At 68.5% G+C, this 11656-nt stretch carries 8 protein-coding genes; all 8 read left to right on the forward strand.

Annotation, left to right across the window (positions count from 1 at the left end):
- Window positions 1-6: 6 nt before the first annotated feature.
- A complete protein-coding gene (locus ACFPMG_RS29420) occupies window positions 7-1308 on the forward strand; it encodes a dicarboxylate/amino acid:cation symporter (RefSeq protein ID WP_376998844.1) in 1302 nt (433 codons plus the stop codon).
- Window positions 1309-1483: 175 nt separating this feature from the next.
- On the forward strand, window positions 1484-3802 hold the full coding sequence (locus ACFPMG_RS29425) for an NADP-dependent malic enzyme (RefSeq protein WP_376998846.1): 2319 nt from the start codon (window positions 1484-1486) through the stop codon (window positions 3800-3802).
- Window positions 3803-3867: 65 nt separating this feature from the next.
- On the forward strand, window positions 3868-5562 hold the full coding sequence (locus ACFPMG_RS29430; RefSeq protein ID WP_376998848.1) for a tetratricopeptide repeat protein: 1695 nt from the start codon (window positions 3868-3870) through the stop codon (window positions 5560-5562).
- Between the two features lie 111 nt (window positions 5563-5673).
- Window positions 5674-6375 (forward strand): hypothetical protein, encoded by a 702-nt coding sequence (locus tag ACFPMG_RS29435; RefSeq protein ID WP_376998850.1) that lies wholly within the window; start codon window positions 5674-5676, stop codon window positions 6373-6375.
- Between the two features lie 159 nt (window positions 6376-6534).
- Window positions 6535-7803: a PqiA/YebS family transporter subunit gene (locus ACFPMG_RS29440; RefSeq protein ID WP_376998853.1), complete on the forward strand. Its 1269-nt coding sequence runs from the start codon at window positions 6535-6537 to the stop codon at window positions 7801-7803.
- Window positions 7796-9490, forward strand: a complete 1695-nt coding sequence (locus ACFPMG_RS29445) for a PqiB family protein (protein ID WP_376998855.1) — start codon at window positions 7796-7798, stop codon at window positions 9488-9490. The genes ACFPMG_RS29440 and ACFPMG_RS29445 overlap by 8 nt, the downstream gene beginning before the upstream one ends.
- Window positions 9491-9498: 8 nt before the next feature.
- Window positions 9499-10110: a PqiC family protein gene (locus ACFPMG_RS29450; protein ID WP_376998857.1), complete on the forward strand. Its 612-nt coding sequence runs from the start codon at window positions 9499-9501 to the stop codon at window positions 10108-10110.
- Window positions 10111-10431: 321 nt separating this feature from the next.
- A partial coding sequence (locus tag ACFPMG_RS29455; RefSeq protein WP_376998860.1) for a pyruvate formate lyase family protein occupies window positions 10432-11656 on the forward strand: 1225 nt, incomplete at its 3' end.

An 11656-nucleotide genomic window follows, 5' to 3' on the forward strand; every position in this document is an offset into this window, starting at 1 on the left:
ACGATCATGCACGCCCAAGGGCAGCCCCAGAAAAAGCCATTCTACACGAACCTGACCGTCCAGGTTCTGACCGCGATCACCATCGGCATTCTGCTCGGCCATTTCTATCCGGCTCTTGCGGTGCAGATGAAGCCCCTGGGCGACGTCTTCATCAAGATGATCAAGATGGTCATCGGCCCGATCGTCTTCCTGACCGTGGTCACCGGCATCTCCTCGATCGGCGACATGAAGAAGGTCGGCAAGGTCGGCGGCAAGGCGATCCTGTACTTCGAGATCGTCACCACCTTCGCCCTGGGGCTCGGCCTGCTGGTCGTCAACCTCGTGAAGCCGGGCTCGGGGATGAACATCCAGGCCGGTTCGCTGAAGGCCGACGCCGTCGCCAAATACGCGACCGAGGCGCAGAACCACACCACCATCGACTTCCTGGTCAACATCGTCCCGGACAACGTCGTCGGCGCCTTCGTCAAGGGCGACATGCTGCAGATCCTGTTCTTCGCGGTGATCTTCGGCGTCGCGCTGTCCGCCATGGGCCAGAAGGGCAAGGTCGTCGAGGACCTGTTCGAGAAGGTGTCGCACGCCCTGTTCGGCGTGATCGGCATCCTGATGCGCGTCGCCCCGCTGGGCGCCTTCGGCGCGATGTCCTTCACCATCGGCAAGTACGGCGTGTCGTCGCTGACCTCGCTCGGCCAGCTCATGGCGGCGGTCTACATCACGATGGCGCTGTTCGTCTTCGTCGTGCTGGGCAGCATCGCCCGCCTGTACAACTTCAGCCTCCTGACCTTCCTGCGCTACATCAAGGACGAGCTGCTGATCGTGCTCGGCACCTCCTCGTCGGAGTCCGTGCTGCCGCGCATGATGGAGAAGATGCAGAAGTTCGGCTGCTCCAAGCACGTCGTCGGCCTCGTCATCCCCACCGGCTACTCGTTCAACCTCGACGGCACCTCAATCTACCTGTCGATGGCCGCGATCTTCATCGCCCAGGCCTTCAACATCGACCTGACGATCTGGCAGCAGCTCACCATCCTCGGCCTGCTGATGCTGACCTCGAAGGGTGCGGCGGCGGTCACCGGCGGCGGCTTCGTGACGCTGGCGGCCACGCTCTCGGCCACCGGCCACCTGCCGATCGAAGGTCTGGCGCTGCTGCTGGGTGTGGACCGCTTCATGTCGGAAGCCCGCGCCATCACCAACCTGATCGGCAACGGCGTCGCCACCATCGTGGTTGCCAAGATGGAAGGCGAGTTCGACGAGAGCAAGGCGGTCGCCGAATACCAGGAGCACTTCAAGGAGCCGGCCCTGGCCCGCATCTGACGCGGGTCCGGCCTCCGGTCCGGCCCCCGTTCCAGGGGGTGAAAAGGAAGGGGCGGTCCGCCGCGGGCTGCCCCTTTCCCATTCCGGTGCCCGGACAATTCGGGTATAAGCCGGAGGGGAAACAGTTCGTCGTTCGGCAAATTAACTGAAATCAAGTTAAAAGGGGAGAGGACGTATGTCCGGCGACTTCGACGCGATGGCGCTTGAGTACCACCGGAATCCGAAGCCCGGTAAGTTGGCGATCGTCGCCACCAAGCCCATGGCGAACCAGCGCGACCTCGCGCTGGCCTACTCGCCGGGCGTGGCCGCGGCGTCCAGCGCCATCGCCGCCGACCCGGCCCAGGCCGCGGAGCTGACGGCCCGCGCCAACCTCGTCGCGGTCATCACCAACGGCACGGCGGTGCTGGGCCTGGGCGACATCGGTCCGATGGCCGCCAAGCCCGTTATGGAGGGCAAGGCCGTCCTCTTCAAGAAGTTCGCCGGCATCGACTGCTTCGACCTGGAGCTGAACGAGAAGGACGTCGACGGTCTGGTCGACACCATCGTCCGCCTGGAGCCGACCTTCGGCGCCATCAACCTGGAAGACATCGCCGCCCCCGCCTGCTTCGAGGTGGAGCGCCGCTGCCGCGAGCGGATGAAGATCCCGGTCTTCCACGACGACCAGCACGGCACCGCCATCGTGGTGGGTGCGGCCGTCCTCAACGGGCTGAAGCTGGTCGGCAAGGACATCTCCACCGTCAAGGTCGTCTCCACCGGCGGCGGCGCCGCGGGCATCGCCTGCCTGGACCTGATGCTCAGCCTGGGCGTCAAGCGCGAGAACGTCTGGCTGGTCGATCGCGTCGGCGTGGTCCACAAGGGCCGCAACGAGGAGATGAACCCCTACAAGGACGCCTACGCGCAGGACACCGACGCCCGTGTGCTGAACGACGTCATCGACGGGGCGGACATCTTCCTCGGCCTGTCGGGCGCCAAGGTGCTGAAGCCGGAGATGCTGGCCCGCATGGCCGACAAGCCGCTGGTGCTGGCCCTGGCCAACCCGGAGCCGGAGATCATGCCGGACCTCGCCCGGCAGGCCCGTCCCGACGCCATCATCGCCACCGGCCGCTCGGACTTCCCCAACCAGGTCAACAACGTCCTCTGCTTCCCCTTCATCTTCCGCGGCGCGCTCGACGTCGGCGCGACGACGGTGAACGAGGAGATGAAGATCGCCGCCACCCATGCCATGGCCAGCCTCGCCCAGGCCGAGCCGTCGGACGTGGTGGCCGCCGCCTATGTCGGCGAGAACCTGCGCTTCGGCCCGGACTACATCCTGCCCAAGCCCTTCGACCCGCGTCTGGTGATCGAGGTGTCCTCGGCGGTCGCCAAGGCTGCCATGGAGTCGGGCGTGGCGACGCGGCCGATCGTCGATTTCCGCGCCTATCGCGACAGCCTCGGCCAGTATGTCTTCCGCTCCGGCCTCGTCATGAAGCCGGTCATCACCAAGGCGAAGGCGGCGCCCAAGCGCATCGTCTACGCCGAGGGCGAGGAGCCGCGCGTCCTGCGCTGCGCCCAGGTGGTGGTGGACGACGGCATCGCCCATCCGGTCCTGCTCGGCCGCGCCGACGTGATCGAGCGGACGATCGCCGACATGGGCCTGCGCATCCGCATCGGCAAGGACGTGGAGGTGATCGAGGCCGCCCGTGATCTGCGCTGCCACAACTACGCCGAGGTCTACCGGCAGCTCATGGGCCGCCGCGGCGTGTCGCCGGCCAACGCGCTGAATGTCGTGCGCACCCAGCCGAGCGTGTTCGGCGCGCTGATGGTCCGCCGGGGCGAGGCCGACGGCATGGTCTGCGGCACCTCGGGCCGCTACGGCGACCACTTCAACCACGTCATGGACGTGATCGGCCTGCGCAAGGGCGTGAAGGTGGCCGGCGCGATGAACGGGCTGATCTCGCAGAAGGGCACGCACTTCATCTGCGACACCTACGTCAACCCCGACCCGACCGCCGAGCAGGTGGCCGAGATCGCCCGGCTGGCGGCGGAGGAGGTGAAGCGCTTCGGCATCGAGCCGAAGGTGGCGCTGCTCTCCCACTCCAACTTCGGCAGCGCGGACACCCCGTCCGCCCGCAAGATGCGGCTGGCCTACCAACTCATCGCCGAGGAGATGCCCGATCTGGAGGTGGACGGCGAGATGCACGCCGACGCCGCCCTGTCGGAGGTGCTGCGCAAGGGCGTGCTGCCCGACAGCCGCCTGAAGGGCGAGGCGAACCTGCTGGTCATGCCGACCCTGGACGCCGCCAACATCGCCTTCAACATGCTGAAGATCATGGCCGACGCGCAGAATGTCGGGCCGATGCTGCTGGGCGCCGCGCGTCCCGTGCACATCGTCACCCCGTCGGTGACGACGCGCGGTCTGGTCAACATGACGGCGGTGGCGGTGGTCGACGCCCAACTCGCCGCCCCGGTCAACGCCGCCCCGCGTCCCCCGGCGCTGCAGGACGGCGAGGACTGAGCAACCGCGACCGCGGGGCCGGACGGTGCTTGCACCGCTCCGGTCCCGCGGGCCACTCTGCCGGGATGAGTCCCGACGATGTCTCCCGCAATGACCTCCCCGGTCTGACGGCCCAGGCCGCCCGCCATCACGCCCAGGGACAGCTGGCCGAGGCGGTGACCGCCTACATCGACGCCTTGCGGCTGGACCGCCGCAACCCGGTGCTGCTGTACGGCTTCGGGCTGGTGCTGCGCGATCTCGGGCAGGTGGAAGGGGCGGCCACATGCTTCGAAGCGGCCTTCGCTCTTGATCCCGCATGCGTGGACGCGGCCGACAGCCTGGGCACGCTCCGCGCCGGGCAGGGCCGTTTCGCCGAGGCCGAAGCCTGCCACCGCGCCGCTCTGGCCCGCGGCGCCGACCGGGCGACGTTTTGGAACAATCTGGCCAACGCGCTGAGCCGGCAAGGCCGGGCTGCAGCGGCCCTTGCGGCGTGGCAACGCGCCGTGCTGTTCGACCCGGCCTTGCCGGAGGGGCTGTCCAACCTCGGCGGCGGGTTGCGCGACGCGGAGCGGCTGGACGAGGCCGAGCGGGCCCACCGCCGTGCCCTGCGGCTGACACCGGACAAGCCGCAGGCCAACAACAATTTCGGCCACGCGCTGCAGGCGCGGCTCCGCCACGCGGAAGCGGCCCGCTGGTTCCGCCGCGCCCTGGCGCTCGATCCCGGCTATGCGGCGGCCTTGTGCAATCTCGGTCTGGCGGTGCAGCGCCTGGGCGACAGGGCGTGGGCGGACCGTCTGTACGGGCGGGCGCTGCGCGTGAGTCCCGGTCTGGCGCTGGCGCATTTCAACCGCGGCCTGCTGCGGCTGGAGCGCGGCGAGCTGGCGGAGGGCTGGGCCGGCTATGGCTGGCGCTTCGCGTCCGGTCAGGCGGGCGGGGCGCGTCAGCCGCGGATGCCCGCGTGGCGCGGCGAGGATCTGGCGGGGAAGCGTCTGCTGATCTGGGGTGAGCAGGGGGTGGGCGACACCATCCTGTTTTCCTCCCTCTGCGCGGAGGCCATCGCCCGCGCGCGCTCCGTGGTGATCGAGACCGACCGGCGGCTGGTGCCCCTGTTCGCCCGCTCCTTCCCCGCCGCGCTGGTCCGTCCCCAACGGAGCGACGCGGGCGGCGTGCCCGATTGCGACCTGCACACGCCCATCGGCTCCCTGGCGCGGGTCTTTCGCCGCGACCTGTCCACCTTCGCCGGTGCCGCCGGCGGTTGGCTGGTCCCCGACCCGGTTCGGGTGGCGGTCTGGCGGGAGCGTGTGGCGGTGCTCGGCCCCGGCCTTCGCGTGGGGATCGGCTGGCGCAGCGCGCTGATGACCGAATCGCGCCGCGCCGCCTACAGCCGGCTCGACCAGTGGGGCGCGCTGTTCGCCGTGCCGGGTCTGGTCTTTGTCAACCTCCAGTATGGTGCGTGCGAGGCCGAGCGGATCGCGGCGGAGGCGCGGTTCGGAGTCGCCATCCATCGCTGGGACGATCTCGACCTGACCGACGACTTCGACGGGACGGCGGCGCTGATGGCGAATCTGGATCTGGTGATCGCGCCGGCCACGGCGGTGGGGGAGCTGGCGGCGGCGCTCGGCGTGCCGGTCTGGCGCTTCGGCGGGCGGGACTGGACCCAGCTCGGCAGCGCGGTGCGTCCTTGGTTCCCGGCACAGCGCCTGTTCCAGCCACGACATAGGGAGGACGTCTTTGACGTGTTGAACCGCATGGCGGAACAACTCCGTCGACGCCCTATCTGAAATTTCAGCGAAAAACAATTCGCAACTTTACATGCTTTGCGGTAACGTGATGATCGAGCGATCCATTCGCGCTTCCCCGTTCGGGAGGAGCGCCTGATGGGAGGGGGTGTCATGTCAGACGCAATGGCCGGCGTTGGTCAGATGGTTGCGGACCTCAACAAGTCCGTGTCCGCTGCCGTCGAGCGCCTGAACGCCCAGCGCGAGGCCGAGGCCGCCGCCGCCGGGAACGTTCAGGAATTCCGCAAGGACGTCCGCAAGTCCTCCGTCAACACCCCGGGTTTCGCCACGGACATGGGCGTTCTCGCCAAGAATGTGACCCGCCTGAACGTGGTCGGTGCGCTGGGCGCCGATGATCCCGTCGACTTCTACAAGTTCCGCGTGACCACCAAGGGCGAGGTGACGCTGGGTCAGGTGGGCGACGAGGGGCTGCGCGTCCAGGTGATGTCCAAGTTCGGCACGGTGCTGGCCGACAGCGACAAGAGCGCCGGAAAGAATTATGACGCCTTCAAGAGCATGATGCAGGGCGAGTACGAACTCGACCGCGGTGACTACACGCTGCGCCTGACGCGCGAGAAGGGGCAGTCGCCGAAGGACACCAAGAACTACGCCATCCAGCTCGGCATGGGCAAATACACCCAGGATTACGACACGGTCGCCAAGGCGCCGAAGAAGGGCGAAAGCCCGTTCAACCTCTCCACCGGCCAGCAGGCCATGCTGGACGGGCTGAGTCAGGCGGCGGCGAGCCTGAATTCCATTCCGACCGGCCAGTCCGGCACGCAAAAGCTGATGGGCAGCTTCAACCTGTTCGTCTGACCAAATCCAATCCCCGCCGAACCACCGAGCCCTTTCCCCACCCACGGGGGAAGGGCTTTTTCCATCCGGGGTCCCCGGCCCACCCCGGTCGGCGCTCCTCCGCCGGCGCAAGCCGCATTCGGCGGACCTTTCGCCCGTGGGAAATGTTAAGCCAACGCTATGACCGCATTGCACCACCCGATCCTGCTCTGCCACGACTGCGGCGCGCCGCACGTCCTGCCGCCGGCCATGCCCGGCCATCGCGCCGAATGCCACCGCTGCGGGGCGGTGCTGCGCCATTTCCGGACCGGCGGGCTGGGGCATGCGGTGGCCCTGGCCATCGCCTCGGTGATCCTGTTCGTCACCGCCAACCTGTTCCCGATCCTGACCTTCGAACTGGAGGGGCGGGCGCAGACGGCGACCCTGCTCAGCGGCTCGGTGGCGCTGTGGGATGGCGGCTACGAGGCGCTGGGCGTCCTGGTCTTCTTCGTGCTGTTCCTGGCGCCGCTGGCGCAAGTGCTCGGCACGCTCTACGTCGTGATGCCGCTCGCCGCCGGGCGGACGGCCGCGCCTGGCGCGGCCTGGACCTTCCGGACGGTGGCGCGGCTTCGCCGCTGGGCGATGGCGGAGGTCTTCCTGCTCGGCCTGATCGTCGCCTATGTGAAGCTGTCCGATCTGGCGGAACTGGAGCCGGGGGTGTCGCTGGCCGCCCTGGTCGCCTTTATCCTGGTGCAGGTGTGGGGGGAGGCGTCGCTCAGCCCCTTCGAGGTGTGGGAGCGGATCGCCCCGCAGACCCGCGTCGCCCAGGCGGCCAACGCGGATCCGGAGCGGCTGACCGCCTGCCACGACTGCCATCAGGTGGTGGCGGGATCGCAGGGCGCCTGCCCGCGCTGCGGCGCCCGGCTGCACCACCGCAAGCCGAACAGCCTGCCACGCGGCTGGGCGCTGATCTCCGCGGCGACGATCCTCTACATTCCGGCGAACCTGCTGCCGATCATGACGGTGGTCTATTTCGGCGCCGGCCAGCCCGACACCATCCTGTCCGGTGTGGAGGCGCTGATCGCGGCGGAGATGTGGCCGGTGGCCCTGCTGGTCTTCTTCGCGAGCATCACCGTGCCGGTGCTGAAGCTGATCGGGCTGGCCTATCTGCTGTGGACGGTGCAGCGGGGGTCCCCGAAGCGGCGGCGCGACCGCACGCGGCTCTACCGCCTGATCGAAGGAGTCGGGCGCTGGTCGATGGTGGACATCTTCATGATCTCGCTTCTGGCGGCGTTGGTGCAGTTGGGGGCCATCGCCACCATCCACGCGGAACTGGGCGCCGTCGCCTTCGCCGCGGTCGTCATCATCACCATGTTGGCGTCGGAGTCCTTCGACCCGCGGCTGATCTGGGATGCGCCGCCCCGGCGGGCGCAGCGGCAGGATTCCTCTATGATTGATGGCCATGACTGATCCGAACCCCACGGTGGAACCGGCCAGCCCGGTGATCCGCCGCCGTCGCGGCCTGCCGCTGATCTGGCTGGTGCCGCTGGTCGCCGCGCTGATCGGCGGCTGGCTGGCCTGGAAGACGCTGAACGAGCGCGGCCCGACCATCACCATCACCTTCGACACGGCGGAAGGGCTGGAGCCGGGCAAGACCCGCGTGCGCTACCGCGACGTCGATGTCGGGACGGTGCAGGGGGTGGCGGTCTCGCCCGACCTGGCGAACGTCATCGTCTCCGTGCGCATGGTGAAGGGCGCCGCCTCCTATCTCAACGACCGGACGAGCTTCTGGGTGGTCAAGCCGCGGCTGGGCTTCGGCGGCGTGTCGGGCCTCGGCACGCTGATTTCGGGCGCCTACATCGGCATGGACCCGGGGACCGGCAACGGCGAGGCGCTGACCGCCTTCCGGGGCCTGGAGGAGCCGCCGCTGATCCGGTCCAGCTCGCCGGGGCGGCGCTTCGCGCTTCGCGCCGACCGGCTGGGCGGGCTGGGGCCGGGGGCACCGATCTACTACCGCGGCATCCAGGTCGGTGAGGTTGTCGGCTACGAATTCTCCCAGGACTGGCAGTCGCTGACCATCCCGATCTTCATCCACGCACCCTACGACCGGATCGTCCGGCCCAACACCCGCTTCTGGAACGCCAGCGGCCTGTCGGTGTCCATCGGGCCGGAGGGGCCGACGGTGGCGCTGGAATCGCTGCAATCGCTGGCGACCGGCGGCGTATCCTTCGAGACTCCCGGCCTCGGCGGCCCGGGCGACAGCGGCGAGATCGCGGCGGAGGGCACGGATTTCCCCCTCTACGAGAGCCGCAACGCCGCCAGCGACGCCCGCTTCACCCGGCGGGTGCCCTTCCTGGTGCATTTCGACGGGTCGGTGCGCGGGCTGCATCCGGGGTCCGCGGTGGAGTTCCGCGGCATCCGGGTGGGCGAGGTGACCGACATTCGCCTCGACGTGGACCCGGTGACCGGCGAGGCCCGCATTCCGGTGACACTGAACATCGAGCCGGAGCGGCTGGGCAGCGACCTGCCGGCGGCGCATGACACCGACACCGCCTATGCCCGCATGAAGACGCTGGTGGAGCAGGGGCTGCGGGCGCAGTTGCGCACCGGCAACCTGCTGACCGGTGAACTGATCGTGACGCTCGACCTGTTCCCGGATGCGCCAAATGAAACACTGGTCCGTGGCGGTCCCTACCCGGAACTGCCCTCCCAGCCCAACGTGCTCGACACGGCGACCAAGACCGCCACCGATCTGATGAACGAGCTGGCCCGCGCGCCCATCGCCGAAACGGTGGTGGAGCTGCGCTCGACCATCCAGAAGGCCGGCGCCCTGATCGGCTCGCCGGAGATCGCGCAGGCCGTCGGCTCGCTCAGCCGGTCGCTCGCCGAACTGGAAAAGACGACGCAGGCGCTGGGCAGCGAGGGCGAGCCGACCATCCGCGCCCTGCGCGACGTGGCGGAAAACACCTCCAAGCTGGTCCGGCAGGCCGAGAAGACGCTCAGCAGCGCGGACGGGCTGGTCAACTCGTCCCGCCCCGCGGTCAGCGACCTGCAGGGGCTGGTGCGCGAACTGACCGCCGCGGCCCGCTCGATCCGCGGCCTGACCGACTATCTCGAACGCCATCCCGAAGCCCTGATCCGGGGCAAACGCGGTTGAGGATTCCCATGGCTCCGATTGCTCATGCCCGCCGTCTCCTGCTGTGCGCCGCCGCCGTGGCTCTGCTGGCCGCCTGCAGCACGCCGCCCAGCCGCTTCTACCATCTGGAGGCCGCCGCGCCGGACGCCGCCCCGCCGAGCGCTGCTCCGTTGCGGAGCGGCGAGGCGCAGCGGCGGGTCATCGGGCTGGAAGGCGTGAAGGTTCCCGGCTATCTCGACCGGTCGGAGCTGGTGATGCGGGCGCCGGGCAACCGGCTGGTCGTCCGGGAGTTCGACCGCTGGGGCGGCCCCCTCGACGAGATGGTGACCCGTACGCTGCTGCGGAATCTGGAAACGGACCTGCCGGGGACGGAGGTCGTCGGCCTGCCGCTTCAGCGCGACTTCCCGCTGTCCCAGGTGGTGGAGGTGACGCTGGACCGCTTCGACGCGGCGGAGGACGGGCCGGCGGTTCTGGAGGCGCGCTGGCGCGTCTTCGACCAAGGGGGCGACCGGCTGCGCCGTCTGGGGCACACCGCGGCGCAGGAGCCGGTGAACGCCGCCGGCGATCCCGGCTCCGTCGCCGACGCCCTCAGCCGCACCCTGGCTCGCTTGGCGCAAGATATTGCAAGCGCGCTGCGCTGATCTGAACCGTCTGTTTTAAAACCGGCGATCCGAATGAAAATATTTGGTTTCTGGTAGATTGTCTCAAATGCCGCGACGCAAAAACGGCGCGTTTCTTCAGCTTTTGTGACAGGACGTGCCTTGGATGGTGCCCTGCGTATTTCGCAGGGATTGATTGATTGGGATCAATGAGGCTGGGGAGCTTTGGGCGCCTACTGATCGGGCAAGCGCGATGCTTGGCCGGGCGGTTCGCCCGGTTCGGCGCCGCGCAACGTGGCGCGGCCCCCGCCGGGGAGGGCAGGGACCGCCGCAGACAAACAGAGGCGCGTCATGGATTCCCTGATGTTCGAACCGAAAATCCCCGTTGCCGAAGCCGAGACGCCGGACCCCTGGCGCGGTTTCGCGCCCGGTTCCTGGCGGACCACGGTCGATCTGCGCGATTTCATCGTGAAGAACGTCCGCCCCTACGGCGGCGACGGCAGTTTCCTCTCCCCGGCCAGCGACCGCACCCTGTCGCTGTGGAACAAGGTGCGCGATCTCCTGAAGGAGGAGCGCGCGGCCAAGGGCGGCGTTCTCGACGCCGACACGGAACTGGTGTCTTCCATCGTCAGCCACGCCCCCGGCTACATCGACCGGGAGCTTGAGGTCATCGTCGGGCTTCAGACGGACAAGCCGCTGAAGCGGTCGATCATGCCCTTCGGCGGCTGGCGGATGGTCAAGACGGGCCTGGAGGCCTATGGCTTCAAGCCCTCACCCAAGCTGGACGACGTGTTCCCGGCGCTGCGCAAGACGCACAACGACGGCGTCTTCGATGTCTACACCGACGAAATGCTGCGCTGCCGCAAGTCGGGCGTCATCACCGGCCTGCCGGACGCCTACGGCCGCGGGCGCATCATCGGTGACTACCGCCGGCTGGCGCTCTACGGCGCCGATTTCCTGATCGCCGACAAGAAGGCCCAGTACAAGAGCCTGGAAGTCGACCGCATCGACGAGAACACGCTGCGCCTGCGCGAGGAGATCACCGAGCAGATCCGTGCGCTCCGCGACCTCGTGTCGATGGCGGCGTCCTACGGCTTCGACGTGACCCGCCCGGCGACCAACGCCTTCGAGGCGGTGCAGTGGACCTACCTCGCCTATCTGGCCGCGGTGAAGGAGGCCAACGGGGCGGCGATGTCGCTCGGCCGTGTGTCGAGCTTCCTCGACGTCTACATCGAGCGCGACCTGCGCGAAGGCCGCCTGGACGAGGCGGGTGCTCAGGAGTTGATCGACCAGTTCGTCATCAAGCTGCGGATGGTGCGTTTCCTGCGCACGCCGGAATACGACCAGCTCTTCTCGGGCGACCCGACCTGGGTGACGGAATGCATCGGCGGCATGGCGCTCGACGGGCGTACGCTGGTGACCAAGGGCAGCTTCCGCATGCTGCACACGCTCCAGAATCTCGGCCCCGCACCGGAGCCGAACCTGACCGTGCTGTGGTCGGAAAGCCTGCCGGAGGGCTTCAAGAAATTCTGCGCCGAAACGTCGATCAAGACCTGCTCGGTGCAGTACGAGAACGACGACCTGATGC

Source organism: Azospirillum himalayense (assembly GCF_042657465.1).
In the GTDB taxonomy this organism is placed as follows: Bacteria; Pseudomonadota; Alphaproteobacteria; order Azospirillales; family Azospirillaceae; genus Azospirillum; species Azospirillum himalayense.

Excerpts from the sequence above, each read along its gene's own strand:
- ACFPMG_RS29420 (WP_376998844.1), top strand. The coding sequence starts at position 7 with ATGCACGCCCAAGGGCAGCCCCAGAAAAAGCCATTCTACACGAACCTG.
- ACFPMG_RS29425 (WP_376998846.1), top strand. The coding sequence starts at position 1,484 with ATGTCCGGCGACTTCGACGCGATGGCGCTTGAGTACCACCGGAATCCG.
- ACFPMG_RS29430 (WP_376998848.1), top strand. The coding sequence starts at position 3,868 with ATGAGTCCCGACGATGTCTCCCGCAATGACCTCCCCGGTCTGACGGCC.
- ACFPMG_RS29435 (WP_376998850.1), top strand. The coding sequence starts at position 5,674 with ATGTCAGACGCAATGGCCGGCGTTGGTCAGATGGTTGCGGACCTCAAC.
- ACFPMG_RS29440 (WP_376998853.1), top strand. The coding sequence starts at position 6,535 with ATGACCGCATTGCACCACCCGATCCTGCTCTGCCACGACTGCGGCGCG.
- ACFPMG_RS29445 (WP_376998855.1), top strand. The coding sequence starts at position 7,796 with ATGACTGATCCGAACCCCACGGTGGAACCGGCCAGCCCGGTGATCCGC.
- ACFPMG_RS29450 (WP_376998857.1), top strand. The coding sequence starts at position 9,499 with ATGGCTCCGATTGCTCATGCCCGCCGTCTCCTGCTGTGCGCCGCCGCC.